We start from the raw sequence: 17,820 nt of genomic DNA, 5'->3' as shown, positions 1-17,820 counted from the left end.
CAATACCCCTATGGTTATTGCCCTTTTAATGGTTGAAATCTCAAATATAACTGCGATTATAAAAGTGAGTTAAACATGTAACAAGCCTACTGTAAAGAGACTATTATTACAATTATTTTACATCATTCTCAATAGAATCTATATCTCTCGGTTGCGCCTTGTCGGGGTTTTGACCAGAGTCTCTTAAAGCCCTGCGGTGCCTTAATAAATCCCAGCATTGGTCAAGCTCCAGTTTCATGCGGTGCAACTGATCAACTTCTTGCTCATTAAGCTCTGCTTTTGTCCAAAGCTGCTCTTCGGTTTCTGTTAGTTTTTTAATATGATGTAGTATTTGGCCGTCTTCCATAATAAAATAATTAATTGTTCTGAAATGCTATCTGTTTTAAAATTTCACTCACTTCTTTTGGTTTGGATAGTGCCGGTAAGTGACCGCTATTAATAGCATAGCTATTTTTAACAGCAGCAGCAGCAATCATTTGTTTTTGCAGGATACTACCAATACCGTTATCCAATTCGGTTTCAATGTAATACTTCGGAACGCTACCAAAACTTTCATGGCTCAGCGCCACAGGTTCGCCAAAAGGAGCGCCTGGTTCCGGGCGATAATTTTCCATTACAAGCTGTTTAACCTCATCGGTCGCATCCTGGCAAAAAATATGGGTTACATCTTCTTTGTTAATGTCAAACTCCACCTGGTCTTCAGATACGATCAGTGATGCTCCCAGCAGCGATTGTTTGTCATTAAGCGATATGGAATAAGCCGAATCTCCATCTTTAGGAAGATAGGCAGCTAAATAAACCAGTTTATCAACCGTTTGCGGCAAAATTTCGGCTACACCTGATATAATAATGCCTGCCATGCTGTGGCCAACCAAAATTACAGGCAAGCCAATCTTTTTAATCTCACCGGCCACATGGTTAATATAAGTTTCCATATGCAGCAAGTTATGTGGTGTATTATCAGCACCGTGACCGGGCAATTGTATTACTGAAACATTAAAGCCTTCGGCAAGTAATAGTTCTTTAACGGTGTTCCAGGCATACGGTGCCTGCCAAGCTCCATGAACTAAAACGAAGTTTTTTTGTCCGGCAGGCACTTGATCTTTTAATATATTATCCATGATTTTTATTGATTTAATTAGCAGCTGTTTTTAATAAATATTTGTGGGTTCCGGTTAACACCAACTCCCCATTTTGATTGTGTATGGTAGCTTCGGTTTCCACTATTCCGGTGGCACCCTGCGGAGTAAGTGAAATAATACGGATGGCCGGGTATAAGGTATCACCGGAATTAACCTCTTTTAAAAATTTGCAGTTCAATTCTGTAAAGGCAATAAATACTTCGCCAATAACATGAGGGAACATTGTGGCACCTGGAGCGGTGAAAGCTAATACTTGCAAACCGTGTACTACCGGCGCTTTATGCCCGTGCTTTTGAGCCCATACGTTGTCATAATGAACCGGATGATTATCACATGATACGGTTTGAAATGCAGCTGAATGCGCATCAGTGAGCGTGCGGCTTGGGGCGCGGAATATTTCGCCTACCTGCAGATCTTCAAATGACCGGGCTGGCACGATCAGGAAGTCGTTTGGATCAAATGACTTTTCTGCGTTTGATTGATTGGTTGTTTGCATAGCTTAATTTTCAGATACAGTTACCAAACAATCAACCAATTACTATTTAACTGAAAAACAAATAGTTAACATCTATTTTATCACTTTACCAATAACGACATAACGTTATTTTATGAGATCATCCGGATTATTAGCGCTCAAGTGCTGTTAATTAAGATGTATAATCTTATTTATGTTAAGAATGTATTGTACCTTAAACTATGTTTAGTAAATTGACGAATAATAGTATTTTGAAGATTAGAAAAAATTCAATAAAGTACTGTTTTCCAAAACTTTAATACCTGGCATACAATTTATACTATAATAGGCTATGAAAACATTTGATACACTCATCGAGGCACTGAACGACCTCCGCAGCAATGGATATGATTTAGATTTCAATTTGAAAGAAAACTACCTGGATTGTCCACAACTTTCCAAGCAATTTTATGCCGAAGAATTTCATGTAGATAAAGTTTACAGGTTTGAGGGCGAAACAGATCCTTCGGATAGCAGCATACTGTATGGTATAAGCACTATTGAAAGACAAAAGGGAGTATTAGTGGAAGCTTACGGCGCCTATGCCACAACTGCTGATGAGGCACTCATCAAAAAACTAAGAATTGATATGGATACCATGCGCTAAATGTGAAGGTATCACTTACTTACACGACTTGGTTATAAATTACTTAATACAATTTTTTTAATTGTGGCTGCAGGTATGGCTACTGTGCTTGTTCTGCTCAGTCTGGCTATATTAATGCCCAGTAATCTGCCATTAGTGTCATATACAGGGCCTCGGCATTCGGCTGCTTTTATGGCTGAGTCGTGAACAAACACTTTGTTAAAACCATCCCTATGCAAGCTCTTTCCGCCGGCAAACAAATCGGCCGGATGTGTTGCTGGCTTTTGCGGAGGGTATTTTAACACTACCCGTTTAGTATACTCGCTGTTATTTCTGAATATTTTGATTGAGGTGGTATCTCCTGCATTAAACTTTTCAAGTGCTTTTAAAAAATCAAGCGCATCTTCCACCCGTTTGCCATCCACCGCTTGTATTACATCACCGGTTTGCAACCCACTAATTTGCGCTGCACTGTTAGGTTGAATAAATGTTATGATCAGTTGATCGTTTTTAACATCGGTTGCTGCGCCAATGTACCCGTAACTCGTTATTTTAGGCAGATTTAACAGCAAACTTCCGAACACTCCGATTTTAGCAGCAGAATCAGGACGGGGAGAAATTAAAAACATGCCTAAGTTTGTAAAGTCAATGGCATCAGTTTTAAGCTTATCGAACTTTATGCCCCCCTCAACAACATGATCTGCAAGTAGCAAAACAAGGTCGTTTGTTTGGCTTCGTGCTATTACCCTGGCATTAATAGCTTTACCGCCGGGCGTTGTAATTACAGGCCGCTCGCCTACCTGTGAGCTTTTGCTTACTAATATTGATTTATTATAGTATGCAGGCTTAACCACCATACCTTTTGTTGATAGCAAGGTTGCTAAAATTTGCTGTTCTTGCCCATCTATTACACTGCTGATTTTTACGCAGCCCAACTTTGATTTTAAATATTCAATTACATCTTTTGAGTTAAATATTGTGCTGCTTTCTTTAATTGAAGGATCAACAGTAACTATACCGGAATCAGAAGGTAGAGATGTATAGTTAACCGGCCTGCTTAACGCTTGCCAAAATTTGCGATAGGTATCAATTGGCACTTCGTAGTTAATTACTTCGGGTATTTGAATACCGCTATGTATACCAATAACCCGGCCATTTAAGTCAAACAAAGGCCCTCCTGAATCACCCGGCTCCATAACGCAACTCGATTGAAGGAACCCGTATTCATTTTTAAGCAATGTAATTCGACCAAATCTCACCATTGGTTTACGTTGCTCCTGGCTCTCGGGGTAAGCAATACTTATACATGGCGTATTAACTTTTAATATGGATGACCATCCCATTTCTGCAAATGGCCACGCACCTTTCCTTGTAATTTTTAGCATAGCGGCATCAGGTAGCATAAAAGTTGGAGGTATGGTTATGCGTCCTAAACCTTTAGCCACACATTCGCGGCCATCCGGAAACATCACTTTATACGTTTTATCGGGCATTACAACATGAGCCGCGCTTAGTATAACACCATCTTTACTTACCACCACACCGCTAAACTGAGCACTCATACGGGCGCCTGATTCGGCATCAATTTGCCACATTAATACTGATGCCTGATAACCTTTAGCAATTGCATAATGAACGCCCTTGGTTAAGCCGCTTACATTATTTTTTATTTGCCTTATACTACTGGTTTGTGCGCGGGTTACCAGTGTAAAGATTATTATAAAGCATATGGTGATGATGACATAATTGCTTTTAATCTTAATCATAAAAAAATGGGATAACATTAAAAAAGAGGGAAGCCGGAAAAATTCCGGCTTCCGGGAGGGATAACTATTAAACTATTGCCTGATGGCTTCTTGAGATGAAAGGGTATTTAACCCTCGTATCTGTTTTTTTATATAATTGATTGTAGTAAACAGATGGAATAACCAGATTAGTTATTGAATAACTCAGCCAGTTTAGCGTTAAGTGTTTCATCACGCAGGGTGTTACCAATCACTTTTCCTTCTTTATCTAACAAAAAACTTTGAGGTACGGCCCGTACACCATACAAGCGTCCAACGGCATTATTCCAGCCCTTTAAATCAGATACCTGTAACCATGGCAAGCCGTCTTTTTTTATCGCATCAATCCACCTGTCTTTCACGTTATCAAGCGATACCGAAATTATTTCAAAACCTTTGTCTTTATAAAGTTCGTATTGCTTAACCAGGTTGGGGTTGCCTGCACGGCAAGGCGCACACCAGCTTGCCCAAAACTCTATAAGCACATACTTGCCTTTGAGGCTTGAAAGTGAAACGGGTTTACCCTCTACGTTATTCTGCGTAAATTCGGGTGCCTGTACACCTACTGCAGTGGTGCCTGCAGCTTCTATGCGCTGCTCAAGCTCTTTGCCCATATCGGTATTTCGATATTCGGCCTTCAGGGCTTTGTAAACAGGCTCAACCTTATTTACATCAACTTTAGTACCTGCCGATTCGGAAAGCGCAACCAAGGCGAAGTATGAGTCAGGGTTGTTTCGGGCAAACTCAAATTGCTTTTCATTTCTTTTTTCTATGTTACGACGGAAGCGGGCATCAACGGCCTTAATAAAGGCTGTATCCTTTTGCTGCGCGGGTGTACCGCTGGAAAATTCAGCATTAACGGCTTTGGTAAGCGCCATTATAGTACCCCCTATTTGTTTGTTGTAAGCCTGAAATTCATCATAAACTTTGGAACCGGCAACTACGGCATTTGCCAATGAATCGGCAGAACGAAACACTATGTTTTCTTTACCAAAGTAAATATAAACCACATCGGCATTGGGCGCATAAATGGAATGTGCCTTGCCTTCACCTGTATGGTCGAGCGATATGCGTGAGGTGGTAATGCCGCTTACCATTCCGGCAAGCTTAAACTTACCATCAATAACCAGGGCCGAATCTTCATGATTGGTGCCGTTATCCGAATAATCTATATATACCTTGGCTGGTTTCCCAAGTTTTCCTATCTGTCCCGAGATTGTGAAATTTGACTTTTGCGCTACTGCTATTGCGGGCAGCAGGCAAATAATAGCTATTAACTTAATTTTCATACGTTGTTTCTTTAGTTACTTGTGTTGCCTGTGCCCCACTTATAATTAGGTTTGCTGCCCATTACAAATTCAAGCTTTCCGCCTCTCAAAATATCTTCATGGGTAAGGTAGGTATGCGTATAAGGCTTACCATTTAACTTTAGCGATTGGATGTAGCAGTTTGCTTTTGCAGCATTTTGTGTAGTTACTGTAAATGTTTTTCCATTATCAAGCTTAATTATAGCTTGTTTTAAAACAGGCGAACCAATGCTATACAGGCCATTTGCCGGATTCACCGGATAGAAGCCCATTGCACTGAAAATATACCAGGACGACATTTGTCCACAATCTTCGTTACCCGAGTAGCCTGATGATGAATTGTTGTAGAGTTCGTTTAATACTTTGGCAACATAGCTTTGCGTTTTCCAGGGTTGCTGGGCATAATTATACAAGTAAGCCACATGATGACTGGGCTCGTTGCCATGTGCATACTGGCCAATAAAACCGGAGGCATTGCCATTTACCTCGCCCGGAAGATCTTTTAAAGAAAAAAACTGATCGAGCTTAGCCGTAAAAGCTTTATTTCCGCCCACGAGCTTGATTAAGCCCGGTATATTTTGCGGCACATACCAAAAGTACTGCCAGGCATTGCCCTCGGTATAAGGGTTGCCACCGTTACCTCCATACTGCAGCGGGTTAAACGGCGCAATCCAATCACCGTTTTTATTTTTAGCCCTGAAAAAACCGGTTTGCTTATCGTAAAGGTTTTGGTAAAACTCCGAGCGCTGCATAAAATGCTCATAGTCATCGTTCTTCCCTAACTTTTTAGCCAGCTGGGCAACGCACCAGTCGTCATAAGCCATTTCCAGCGTAATTGATACCGATTGTGATTGCAGGTCTTCGGGGATGTATTTATACTTTTCCCACACAGCGAATGGTGAGCCAGGGTGATCAATGTTTGAAGAACCTTTTACTGCTTGATAAGCTTTATCTAAATCAAAACCTTTAAGCCCTTTTAACGCAGCATCAACAATAACTGGTATGGCATGGTTGCCTATCATACAATAATTCTCATCGCCCCACAATTGCCATATTGGTAAATAACCGTATGTATCATACTGCCGCATCATACTGTTAATAAAATTTGCTGTGCGCTCGGGCTGTATAAGCGTATACAATGGATGCGCAGCACGATAGGTATCCCACAATGAAAATGTTGAATAATGCTTTTTATCAGGCGCGTTTTTAATGGTCATGTCGGTAGCCTGATAATCACCATTTACATCGGCCATGTTATTGGGCTGCGTAAACGCGTGGTACATGCCGGTGTAAAATATCTGCTTTTGTTCTTGGGTACCTTCAATCTCGATCTTACTTAGCTCTTTTTCCCACGCGCTGCTTGCTTTATTAACCGTTTCGTCAAAATTCCAACCAGGCAACTCTGCTTTCATATTTTGCCGGGCATTGTCAATACTCACCGGTGATAAAGCCACCTTTACTAAAAGCTGCTGATTTGAAGTGGTGTTAAAATTGAGCGCAGCTTTAATGTTTGTACCATTAATGATGTTAATGCTTTCAAAAGGTTGGCTGCCGTTAAACAGGGTTTGGCTAACTATGGGCTGCGAAAATTCGGCATGAAAATATACCTTCCTGAGCTTTGCCCAACCTGTAATAATGCGGTAGCCTTCTACGGTTTTATTGTCCACAACCTTTATCTCAGCACCAATAATTTTGCACGACCAGTAATCGCGCTTTTTATTTAAGGAATGATCCATATCTATGATCACATGCCCATTTCCGGTTTTAGGAAAGGTGTAACGGTGTATACCTGTATGCTCCGTTGCGGTAAGTTCGGCATTAATGCCATAGTCTTGCAGTTTAACCTGGTAGTATCCTGGCCGGGCGGCTTCATCCTGATGTGAAAAGCGCGAACGATAACCACTCTGCGGTTTATTGGCATCGCCGGGTACAGGTAGTATTGGCCCGGTGGCGGGCATAAACAATACGTCGAACAAATCGGCCACGCCCGTACCGCTTAAATGGGTATGACTAAAACCTACTATGGTTTTATCATTATAATCATACCCCGAAGCAGGATTGTCGGGATTATCCTGTGTATCGGGGCTAATCTGAACAAAGCCGAAAGGCATGGTAGGCCCCGGAAAGTTGCTTCCGGATAAGCTATTTTTATCAACCGCACCGGTACCAATAAACGGGTTTACGTAGCTTGTAAATTTAGACTTTTGCTGGGCTTGTGCTAAAGTTGCCCAAAGCAAAAAACAAGCACATATATTAATTTTCATCATAAAAAATGAAGTTATTGGGGATTAGAAACCTCTCAGATCTATCGTCTTTCGTTAAATACCTGGAACTCGGCAATTGACGGTGTTTGAGCATAACCTTCTATATTAATGCGAACTTTGCTGCCCCACACCCTGTTAAAGCGATGAAGCTTAATACGATCGGTATTGGTACCATTGAATAGCTCCTTCCAGGCTGCACCATCCCAATACTGTAATTTGTATTTATTGATGTTGGCTTTTTGCTCGGCAACTACAATGGCATTAAAGCTTTTTTCGTTTTTGAAGTCGATTTCAAACCATGGTTCTTTTACTGTTGGGTTCGAATCCCACGACGAATCATATTTATCGTCATTGGCAAAATCCATAATGTTCATATCATCGCTCCAGCTGGAGTTAGCAGCCTGGTTAATAGCAATATTGCTTGAAATAATAGGTGCTTCGAGCGGCGAAAGTTTGGTGGTAGGGCCATCATTCTTCCAAAGTTTACCTACTTCTGTTAAACTTGCCAGTGCATTTTCATCAATTAAACCATCGCGATTAGGCGCTACATTTAAAATAAAATTACAGCTTGCGTCATTTAAAGGCTTTATAAGCTCACTCACTATTTTTTGCGGTTCCCTTACCGGTTTTTCCGGGAAATCAGTTTTCCAGAACCAGGCGCGGTTAATAGGTAAACAAGCAAGTGACGGCATTCTTTTGCTATCCTTTGCCATGCGCTGGCCTGCCCCCATTTCATAGGTTTTAATATCGGTATAATACAATCCTTCGGCAGGGTATTTGGCACCGTTCAAATCCATTACCAAACACTCGGGCTGCAAAGATTTGATGAGATAATAGATATCTTCGAACGGCACATCATCGTAACTGATACGCGACCATGGCGCATCCCACCCATCAATTATTAACGCTTCTATTTTACCGTATTTGGTAAGCAATTCGGTAAGCTGCGTTTTAATCATTTCAATGTGTTTGGGTGTAATTTGATTGGGGCGCAACTTATGGTGGGTATCTAAAATAGAATAGTACAACATTACTTTTAAGCCATTAGCCCTGAAAGCATCAGTAAACTGCTTTACCACATCCTTTTTGTAAGGGCTGTTCATCACATTGTAATCGGTACTTTTGGTATCCCAAATGCAAAAACCGCTATGGTGTTTGGTAGTTAAACAGCCATAACTCATATTGGCTGATTTAGCTGCCTTGGCCCATTGATCGGCGTTCAACTTCTTAGGATTAAATAAGCTGGCCGGAGCCTCCGGATCGGGCCAATCCTGGTTCATGTAGGTTGGTATATTGAAATGAATAAACATACCGAACCGCAGGTCGACAAACTGTTGCTGCAACTCATTTAATGAGTGTTTAGTAACTGGCCTGGCACCCTGGCCTTTGCATATTACGTTAAGTGCTAATAACGCACATGCTGATAAAAAAATTGATTTAAGCTTTTTAGATAACATATGTGATCCGTTTTTACCGGTGTAAACCCGGCAGTTAATTTTATTTGTTATTTATAGTTAGTTAATGAAAAGGGGAAATCGGCTTGCCTGGTACCTCTCAACTTGTTTGGCGTTGCCTGCATTTTAAACTCAAGCGTGGCGCCTTTTAACAAGGTTTTATGGCTCAACCAGTTGAGTGAATACGGCTTACCATTATAACTAAGGGTTGATACATAACGGTTAGTTGCATTGTTTTGCGGCGCATTTATACTAACTGTTTTACCGTTTTCTAAATGCAGTACCATTTTTTTAAACAAGGGAGCACCTAATACATATTGATCGCTTGCGGGGCAAACAGGGTAAAAACCCATAGCACTGAAAACATACCAGGCCGAGGTTTGACCGTTATCTTCATCGCCGCAATATCCGTCGGGCGTGGCCTTGTATAACCGGTTTATTGCCTCACGGGCCCAATATTGTGTCTTCCAGGGTTGACCGGCGTAATTGTATAAATAAATAAGGTGCTGAATGGGTTGATTACCATGTGCGTACTGCCCCATGTTCATGATCTGCATCTCGCGTATTTCGTGTATCACTTCGCCATAATAAGTGTCATCAAACACCGGAGGCAGTAAGAAAACCGAATCTAACTTAGATACAAACTTTTTTTGCCCTCCCATGAGGTTAATCAATCCCTGAATATCATGAAACACCGACCATGAATAATGCCAGCTATTACCCTCCGTAAAAGCATCGCCCCATTTAAAAGGGTTAAACGGCGATTGGAAGCTTCCATCCTTATTTTTTCCGCGCATTAACCCCGTAGCCGGGTCAAACAAGTTGCGGTAGTTTTGGCTGCGCTTTTTGTACAGGTCAATTTCGGACTGAGGACGTTTGAGTTCCTTAGCCAATTGATATATGGCAAAATCGTCATAAGCATACTCCAGTGTACGTGCGGCATTTTCATCTATTTTAACATCATAAGGCACATAGCCTAATTCATTGTAGTATTTTACACCGTACCTACCGGTAGCGCTGATGGGACCCTCATTATTAGCGCCATGCACTAAAGCTTCGTATAGTTTGTTAATATCATATCCACGCAGGCCCTTGAGGTAAGCTTCGGCTACTACTGATGCCGAGTTATTACCCACCATAATATCGGCATAACCGGGGCTACTCCATTCGGGAAGCCACCCTCCCTCTTTATAATCATTAATTAGCCCCTCCTGCATTTCTTTGTTGATAGATGGATACATGAGATTAAGAAAGGGATAAAGCGCACGAAAGGTGTCCCAAAATCCGGTTCCGGCAAACTTATAACCCGGCATGGTTTTACCGGTATACGGACTGTAATGTATTACCTTGTTTTGAGCATCTGCTTCGTACAGCTTGTTTGGAAACATTACCGTGCGGTACAGGCAGGAGTAAAAAGTACGGATCTGGTCTGAGCTTCCACCTTCGGGCTGTAATCGTCCCAATACATCATTCCAGCTCTTATGCGCTTTTTGTTTAGTAGTCTCAAAATTATTGTTACCTATCTCGCGCTTTAAATTGAGTTCGGCCTGTTCAAAACTAATGAAAGACGAGGCTACCCTCAAATGAATCTTTTCACCTTTCGTGGTTTTAAAGCCAATGATAGCCCCGGTATGTTTGGCCATGAGTTCAAGCGAATCGGCACCGGCCAGGGTTTTACCATGCCATGTGCGGGCAAGAGCAAATGGCTTATCGGTATAAATAACAAAGTAATTTTTAAAATTCACCGGGTTACTACGCGCGTTTTTAGTGGTGTAACCAATGATCTTATTTTCATTAGGAATTACTTTGATGTAAGAACCACCATCAAGGGCATCAATTACAATAAAAGAACTATCGCTCTGTGGGTAATTAAACTGAAAATGGGCAGCGCGCTCCGTAGTGGTCATTTCGGCCAGCACATCATGATCGGCAAGGTAAACGCTGTAATAATAGGGTTTTGACACTTCGGATTTGTGACTGAACCAGCTTGCACGTGCATCCTGAGTAAATTTCATATGCCCGGTTACAGGCATAATTGCAAACTGCCCGTAATCGTTCATCCATGGCGAAGGCTGATGCGTTTGTTTAAACCCTCTTATTTTATCAGCTGAATAGGTATACATCCACCCATCTCCCATGCCCCCGGTTTGCGCCGACCAATAGTTCATTCCCCATGGTGTGCCAACTGCCGGGTAAGTATTTCCGTTGGAGAGTTCGGGCTTCGAGTCGGTGCCCATCAGGGGGTTTACCCAATCGGCCGGATCAGATACAGTTTTAACTTGTTGCGCGTAAGCACCAGCATTGCATAACAATATCAACAAAAAAAGATACAGTTTACGCTGGTTAATAACAGCTTTTTGGACTTGGATCATTTGTTTATAAATAACAACCATGACTAATATTTCACGTTCGGAAAGTCTTTTTGCGCCTGTAAAAAATCGTTTTGTACATCAGCCGTCCAGTATTGGCCAAATGCAAACCTGGCCTGTTCATTTAAATTGGCTCCGGCCGCTCCGCTCCAGAAATGTACAAACTCACCAAGGCTCATATCTCTGTCTCTTTTGTACATTTTGCCTTGTTTGGGATAATTAGCGGCAATTACTTTAAAATATTTATTTAAAAGCTCCGCTTTACCATACTTAGTATATATGGGATAAAACCAATTAATAAACCATTTTACCCCCGGATACTTCCTGCCCGGATAATCTTCGTAGGGATTTTTATCAACCATTTGCTGATAAACTCTTGCAGCCTCATCTTCGCGGCCAATATTCATCAGCACGTCGTAGTTAAAAATCTCCATAAATTTACTGTCGCCCCAAATGGCATCAGATGGTGCTCCCTGTACCCCATTACTGGCACCACATACAATATGGCCAATTTCGTGTATAGGCATTCCTATTTGTTCGCCTGTTGGGTTTGTCCATGAGTTTAAACCCGCATCAAGCGTGTTACGGTAATCATGACTGGCATCAAAATACGATGCCGGATGCCCGCCAGGGTAAGAGTTTTGATGAAATATTACATATAGCCTTGATGAATCGCCGTAAGCTCCATATGTTTTTTTAACATAGCCCCAAACATCAGACATTGCTTTAAATGGCCAGGTAACCGATTTATCTACACCATCATCATAATAAAACGCTACGTTATCATCATAATAAACCAGGTTAACTGTTTTTATATGCTCGAACCAATGTTCTTTCCATGTTTTGGGGGGAGCGCCCGGTTTATCGTTAACCGACTTAAACGGAGCCGTTTGCTTAGGTTTTGAGCATGAACATGATATGACAACGATGAGCAAGCTAATTGCCATTGCCGAAGTGAAGATAGATTTCATTAAGGTAGTTTGTTAAAAATTAAGACATAGGCTATCCTGTAGCCCAATCTTTGAGAATGAATCAGGAACCTGCATTACAGGCTCCTGATGTTACTTTTTATAGTTGCTTTTACCAGCCGGTGTTTTGTTTTAGCTGTTTATCGCTGTTTATATCAGCCTGTGGAATTGGAAACAAGTAGTGTTTCTTTTGAAAAACGCGTGTTTCCAGAGTAACCACGTTGAAAAAGTTAGGCGGATCAGCATCCACAGTTAAACCTTTAATTGGTCCCTTTTGTGTATCCTCGGCAATTTTCCAACGCCTTACATCAAAAAAGCGCACGTTTTCAAACGCCAGTTCTACACGTCTTTCTTTCCTGATCGCTTCACGCATGGCTGCTTGCGATGCAGGAGCCGGAAGCGATGAACTGCCATATTGAGGGATACCTGCACGCTCACGTATTAAGTTCAGGTATTTCAGAATATCTGCGTTGCCCGGTTCGGCCTCGTTAAGCGCCTCGGCATAATCCAGGTATAATTGCGCCAAGCGCAGCATTACCAATGAGCGTCCACCATCGTACCATGTGCCGGTACTTACATTTTTACGCACCATGTAGCCTGTGGTCGAATAATCGTTCCCGCCGGTTGCTTTTCCTGAATTGCCGTGGGCAAATATGTCTGTAATAACTTCACCGGAGTTGGTATTCAACCATTTACTGCCAGTATAGGTAATTCCTACGTAAAACCTCGGCTCGCGATTGGCCCATGCGTTCCAAACTCCCCTTATCCGGTCATCGCCGGGTGCCTGGTAGCCGGTATAGCCGCTTGATACATACCCTGAAGCAGAATCATCAATTGACCGTCCGTTGGCCGTAAAATAGGCATCAACCATATTTTGAGTAGCACCCAGCCCGCCGCTTGCTCTTACCTCATCGCTGTAACCCTGGTGGTACGGTACGCGCTCATATTGTAGCCCCGGGATGTTATTTTGATCACGTGCAAAAATCACTTCCTTGTTCCAGTTCTCCAGCATCACGTCGCGGCATGACAGGTAGGCGCTGTAATTTCCGTTATCATCGTTCTTTTTAAACAACGTGTAAGTTCCGGGAACAAACTGGTCTAAAAAAGCTTTAGCCGCATCGGCCGCACGTTTCCACTTGGTGGCGTCGAAAGTTTGATTAATCAGCTGTTTCCCATCGGAGTTTTTCAAAGCTGCATAATCGGTATTACCATTAAAAAGCGGGCTGGCGGCAGATAACAGCAGTTCTGCTTTATAAGCCAAAATGATGCTTTTCGTCATTCTGCCTAAATTTGCGGTGTTAGCCGTAACCGGTAACGCGGCAGCGGCAGCATCCATTTCAGCAACCACATAATTCACGCATTCATCATAAGAGTTACGGGGCTTTTGCAATTCCTCAAAAGAGGCGTCGGCTGCAATAACATCTTCCCCAATAAGTATTATGGGGCCGTACAAACGCATCAATTGAAAATAGAAGTATGCTCTGAGCGCTTTTGCCTCGGCCTTATACTGTGTTTTAAGCGATGCCGGTAAATCGGGCACTTTATCAATATTGGCCATGAATATGCTTGCCGAGCGTATTGCCTGGTAATATGACTGCCAGTAAGTATTAATAAAACCGCTTGAGGCATCATAAGTGCCATTGTTAATATTGTTGCTTGGCGCAAACCCCCAAACAAAATCGGCTTCGTCGCTACCGGCTGTCCAAGGCACCGAGAAACGTTGTTCAGACTCGTCTTTTATGAAGTTATACACATTGGCCAGAAACTTTTCTGATGCATCCCGGCTGTTAAAAGTTTCTTCGAGTGTAAGGCGGTCATCTGGTACCTGGTCAAAAAAATCTTTTTTGCAGGATATGTTCATGCTAACCATTAATATGATGGCAAGGATGGCTATTCTTTTCATAACAGTGTTAGTATGTTCGTGTGATTAAAACTGTGCGTTAATACCCAGCGAAAGGGTTTTTATGTTTGGATAGGTCGTGCCATTTCCGGTATTAATTTCCGGGTCCCATAGCTTGAATTTGCTAATAGTGATCAGGTTGTAACCCATCATATAAATGCGGGCACTTTTAACACCTATTTTGCGGAATGCAGTTTTGGGGAATGTATAACCAAATTCTGCAGTTTTTAAGCGAATAAAACTGGCATCTTTGATCCACCATGAGCTGGTGAGTGTATTATTTGCATTGGCAGCATCGCCGTAGGCCAGCCTTGGGTACATGGCATTTTGATCTGGGTTTTCAGGAGTCCACCTATCAGTTGCAATTGCATAGGCATTGCTTATACCTCCATCGGTTGAAAACGGCTGAATTGCCTTACCTGATATATAACGCTGAGCCTGTGCCGTGCCCTGAAAAAAGCCGCCCAGGTTAAAGTTTTTATAACTTACATTAAGGCCAAAACCATATACAATAGCAGGTATATCACCACGACCTATACGGGTAACGTCATATGCGTTAATTACGCCATCATTATTTAAATCACGGTATTTTATATCGCCGGGCAGGATGTTTTCCCTGGCACCCGGAACGGCACTGTTGTCAATTTCTTGCTGGTTTTTAAATAAACCTTCGGCTATATAACCAAACTGTGCCAGTACATTGGTGCCTCTTGCATCCATCCATGGATAGGTAGGCGTAGGCTGATCGTTCTCTATTGCCTTATCTTTATTGTAAGTTATGCTTCCACGCACATTAAGGCCTACATTGCCAATGGTAATATCGTTTTGTAAGCTTGCCTCTACACCCTTGTTATCTACAACGCCAAGGTTGCCGTAAGGCGATTGTACTAACCCTACGTATGACGGTACGGCACCGCGCCTTAAAAATATACCGGTACGATGTTCTTTAAAAAAATCTACCGTTAATGAGAGTTTATCGTTCAGTGTTTTTAGCTCAATGCCTAAATCTTGTTTATGTGATTTTGACCAGGTTACATCAACTGCATAGTCCTGAATGCTGATCCCGGAAAAGTTAGTTTGCCCGTTATTGCCAAACCCATAACCCGATGCGTTATCATTCAATATGTCGATATAGGCAAACCTCCTGGCACCATTAAGATCCTCGCCTGCATAACCGTTAGTGTACCGTACTTTAAAGTAGGTGATGATATTTTTTAAAGGCTCAAAAAACTTCTCCTGAGATGGTATCCAGCCTATACCAAAGGCTGGAAAGAAGCCATACCGGCGTGTGGGAACAAAGTTTTCAGAACCATTGTAGCCCATATTAAACTCAGCAAAATAACGATCCTTGTAGGAATAAGTAGCTCTTGCAGCAATACCACGTAACCTGTAAGGAATAGAGTTAATAAACTGGTTATTGGCCACGTTAGTACCCTGATCAGATGAGCCTATGGCATTGGTACGATCTTCCTGATTGTACAAAAGCAAGCCGCCCACCCTGTGGCTACCAAACGTCCTGTCATAATTAAGAGACGACTCGGTATAATACTTTCGTCCTAAGAAGCTGTTATTAGAAAATTTAAGATAGTTGCCATCACCATCATAAGTTCTTTCCAGGTTAAGTGTGCCATCATCATTATAAGGTTTATCAGCATTAGGGAAATAAGTGGGCTCTCTTTTGGTACGGGTAATATTGCGCCCACTGGTTACATCCACCGAAAACATCGTACTAAAGGTTAAGCCCTTGGTAAGAACAGACAAATCCTGGGTTAATCTGATGTTTGAAAAAATCTGATTGTTGAAGGAATTTGCATAACCACGACGAGTAAGATCTGCGTACGGATTACGTTGGTCTCCGTTTGCGCTGCGGCCCGGTATGCGGTTTCCCGGATACATTATCGGGAATTCAACCGGCGGAATAGTCATTGCCTGCGAAAAAATATCACTACTCGAAATAGCGGGTGCATTACGGTTAGAAACGAAGCCCTGTACACCCAGATCCAATTTCGTGCTTTTGGTTATTTCGAGGTTAAGGTTACTGGTAAAATTATAGCGCGAATATTTTAAAGTCGAATTATACTGAGCCAGGTCATCGGTTTTTAATAAACCTGTTTCTTCATAATAACCTGTAGAAACAAAATACTTGGCGCTTGGAACACCGCCTGTTATATTGAGGTTGCCATGACGATTACGGCTATGCTTATTAAAAACAGCATCAAACCAGTCCACATCAGGGTATAATAAAGGGTCGGTTTTGTTAATAGTGCGTTGGATGTACTCATTGGAATATTTAGGTGTGCGGCCACGTGTGGTAAGCGCCTCGTTCACCAAATTCATGTATGTTTCACCATCGGCCATTTCCGGCAGGCGGGTGAACGTGCTGATGCCTTCGTAATAATTAAAGTTAATGGCAGGCTTTCCTGCTACACCTTTTTTAGTTTGTATTAATATTACACCATTTGCACCCCTTACCCCGTAAACTGCTGTGGCAGATGCATCTTTCAAAACAGTGAATGATTCAATGTCTTCAGGATCGATATTGTTTAACAGTGATGTTCCGCTCACATTATCGCCGCGTGTAACGCCGTCGATCAACACTAACGGACCGCTTGTGTTAAATGAAGAAATTCCCCTGATCCAAATATCGGAAGCGGTTGCACCGGGCTCGCCCGAGCGTTGTACCGCTACCACACCAGCCAATCTACCTGCCAACACATTCGTAATATTAGCAACCGGTTGTTTAAGTTCGCTCACCTTAACGCTTGATTGTGCGCCTACAATACTCACCTTGCGTTGTGTACCAAAAGCTACTACGGCAACTTCTTTTAATTCATTTTCGGGATTAGGTTCTAATTGTACATCCAGGGTTTTAACACCCAACGCAACAATCTCCTTGGTTTTGTAACCAATAAATGTAAACACCAAAACCTCACTCTCATCATTCACCTGCACCTGGTAATTACCCTTTGCGTCTGTAATTGCTCCCCTATCGCTACCCTTTACTTTTACCGATGCTCCGGGAAGTGGCTGGCCCCTTTCATCAGTTACCTTACCGGTAAGGATACGCTGCATGGCAGAATAAGTGGCTATTCTCTTTCCTGTAGTAATAATTATCTCATCATCAATAGCCTTATAAACAAACGGTGTGTGTTTAAGCAATTCATCCAATACCGTACTCAAAGCCAAACCTTTGGCATGTGCACTTACTTTAATGCCACTATTAACTATAGTGCCGTTATAGGTAAATTTAACACCCGAAGCATTTGAAATTTTGGATATGGCGTCGTCTAATTTGACTTCGCTTATATCAATTGAAACTTTGGTATTTAGCACCTGGCCTTCAACCGTTGCCGCGGTAACAGACAACATAGCACTACAAATAACCGCGACAATTAAAGTACTGATTTTCATAAAAAGCAGCAGTTTGCCTCCCTTATTAAGGGATACATTAAAATTCATATCTTTACTTAATTTAAATGTGATTAATAGCAACTACGGCACCGGCTCCAACCTTATCGTATTTGCTGAAAGT

General features: G+C 42.1%; 12 protein-coding genes. 1 reads left to right on the top strand and 11 read right to left on the bottom strand.

Annotated elements, in window-relative coordinates:
- Window positions 1–112: 112 nt before the first annotated feature.
- The 3 genes from QE417_RS21800 to QE417_RS21790 are packed head-to-tail and all read right to left on the bottom strand — an operon-like array spanning window position 113 to window position 1,638.
- Window positions 113–346: a DUF2630 family protein gene (locus QE417_RS21800; protein WP_311953733.1), complete on the bottom strand. Its 234-nt coding sequence runs from the start codon at window positions 344–346 to the stop codon at window positions 113–115.
- Between the two features lie 10 nt (window positions 347–356).
- The gene (locus QE417_RS21795; protein WP_311953731.1) at window positions 357–1,121 is read right to left on the bottom strand and encodes an alpha/beta fold hydrolase; all 765 of its coding nucleotides are present in this window, start codon (window positions 1,119–1,121) and stop codon (window positions 357–359) included.
- A gap of 13 nt (window positions 1,122–1,134) precedes the next feature.
- On the bottom strand, window positions 1,135–1,638 hold the full coding sequence (locus QE417_RS21790; protein WP_311953729.1) for a MaoC family dehydratase: 504 nt from the start codon (window positions 1,636–1,638) through the stop codon (window positions 1,135–1,137).
- A 310-nt stretch (window positions 1,639–1,948) separates the two neighbouring features.
- On the opposite strand from QE417_RS21790, the gene QE417_RS21785 reads away from it, so the two are divergent.
- On the top strand, window positions 1,949–2,263 hold the full coding sequence (locus QE417_RS21785; RefSeq protein ID WP_311953726.1) for a phosphoribosylpyrophosphate synthetase: 315 nt from the start codon (window positions 1,949–1,951) through the stop codon (window positions 2,261–2,263).
- A gap of 32 nt (window positions 2,264–2,295) precedes the next feature.
- Here QE417_RS21785 and QE417_RS21780 read toward each other — a convergent pair whose 3' ends face one another.
- The 8 genes from QE417_RS21780 to QE417_RS21745 all read right to left on the bottom strand — a co-directional run bounded on the left by QE417_RS21780 (window position 2,296) and on the right by QE417_RS21745 (window position 17,747).
- The gene (locus QE417_RS21780) at window positions 2,296–4,008 is read right to left on the bottom strand and encodes a S1C family serine protease (protein ID WP_311953724.1); all 1,713 of its coding nucleotides are present in this window, start codon (window positions 4,006–4,008) and stop codon (window positions 2,296–2,298) included.
- A 167-nt stretch (window positions 4,009–4,175) separates the two neighbouring features.
- Window positions 4,176–5,315: a TlpA disulfide reductase family protein gene (locus tag QE417_RS21775; RefSeq protein WP_311953721.1), complete on the bottom strand. Its 1,140-nt coding sequence runs from the start codon at window positions 5,313–5,315 to the stop codon at window positions 4,176–4,178.
- An 11-nt stretch (window positions 5,316–5,326) separates the two neighbouring features.
- Window positions 5,327–7,600, bottom strand: coding sequence for a GH92 family glycosyl hydrolase (locus QE417_RS21770; RefSeq protein WP_311953719.1), 2,274 nt, complete (start codon window positions 7,598–7,600; stop codon window positions 5,327–5,329).
- Between the two features lie 38 nt (window positions 7,601–7,638).
- A complete protein-coding gene (locus tag QE417_RS21765; protein ID WP_311953717.1) occupies window positions 7,639–9,054 on the bottom strand; it encodes an alpha-L-fucosidase in 1,416 nt (471 codons plus the stop codon).
- A 47-nt stretch (window positions 9,055–9,101) separates the two neighbouring features.
- Window positions 9,102–11,423 carry a GH92 family glycosyl hydrolase gene (locus QE417_RS21760; RefSeq protein ID WP_311953716.1) on the bottom strand — a complete coding sequence of 774 codons (2,322 nt, stop codon included), beginning with the start codon at window positions 11,421–11,423 and terminating at the stop codon, window positions 9,102–9,104.
- A 23-nt stretch (window positions 11,424–11,446) separates the two neighbouring features.
- The gene (locus QE417_RS21755; RefSeq protein WP_311953713.1) at window positions 11,447–12,391 is read right to left on the bottom strand and encodes a hypothetical protein; all 945 of its coding nucleotides are present in this window, start codon (window positions 12,389–12,391) and stop codon (window positions 11,447–11,449) included.
- 109 nt (window positions 12,392–12,500) lie between these two features.
- Window positions 12,501–14,291 carry a RagB/SusD family nutrient uptake outer membrane protein gene (locus QE417_RS21750; protein ID WP_311953711.1) on the bottom strand — a complete coding sequence of 597 codons (1,791 nt, stop codon included), beginning with the start codon at window positions 14,289–14,291 and terminating at the stop codon, window positions 12,501–12,503.
- A 24-nt stretch (window positions 14,292–14,315) separates the two neighbouring features.
- Entirely contained in the window at window positions 14,316–17,747 is a 3,432-nt protein-coding gene (locus QE417_RS21745) for a SusC/RagA family TonB-linked outer membrane protein (RefSeq protein ID WP_311953709.1), read from the bottom strand.
- Between the last annotated feature and the right edge of the window lie 73 nt (window positions 17,748–17,820).

The sequence above is a fragment of the Mucilaginibacter terrae genome, from assembly GCF_031951985.1.
Lineage (GTDB): Bacteria > Bacteroidota > Bacteroidia > Sphingobacteriales > Sphingobacteriaceae > Mucilaginibacter > Mucilaginibacter terrae_A.
Note: the sequence above shows the minus strand (reverse complement) of the source record. Positions and strands in the feature narration are given on the sequence as shown.

Coding starts and splice junctions, on each gene's coding strand:
- QE417_RS21800 (WP_311953733.1), bottom strand. CDS start 346: ATGGAAGACGGCCAAATACTACATCATATTAAAAAACTAACAGAAACC.
- QE417_RS21795 (WP_311953731.1), bottom strand. CDS start 1,121: ATGGATAATATATTAAAAGATCAAGTGCCTGCCGGACAAAAAAACTTC.
- QE417_RS21790 (WP_311953729.1), bottom strand. CDS start 1,638: ATGCAAACAACCAATCAATCAAACGCAGAAAAGTCATTTGATCCAAAC.
- QE417_RS21785 (WP_311953726.1), top strand. CDS start 1,949: ATGAAAACATTTGATACACTCATCGAGGCACTGAACGACCTCCGCAGC.
- QE417_RS21780 (WP_311953724.1), bottom strand. CDS start 4,008: ATGATTAAGATTAAAAGCAATTATGTCATCATCACCATATGCTTTATA.
- QE417_RS21775 (WP_311953721.1), bottom strand. CDS start 5,315: ATGAAAATTAAGTTAATAGCTATTATTTGCCTGCTGCCCGCAATAGCA.
- QE417_RS21770 (WP_311953719.1), bottom strand. CDS start 7,600: ATGATGAAAATTAATATATGTGCTTGTTTTTTGCTTTGGGCAACTTTA.
- QE417_RS21765 (WP_311953717.1), bottom strand. CDS start 9,054: ATGTTATCTAAAAAGCTTAAATCAATTTTTTTATCAGCATGTGCGTTA.
- QE417_RS21760 (WP_311953716.1), bottom strand. CDS start 11,423: ATGATCCAAGTCCAAAAAGCTGTTATTAACCAGCGTAAACTGTATCTT.
- QE417_RS21755 (WP_311953713.1), bottom strand. CDS start 12,391: ATGAAATCTATCTTCACTTCGGCAATGGCAATTAGCTTGCTCATCGTT.
- QE417_RS21750 (WP_311953711.1), bottom strand. CDS start 14,291: ATGAAAAGAATAGCCATCCTTGCCATCATATTAATGGTTAGCATGAAC.
- QE417_RS21745 (WP_311953709.1), bottom strand. CDS start 17,747: ATGAATTTTAATGTATCCCTTAATAAGGGAGGCAAACTGCTGCTTTTT.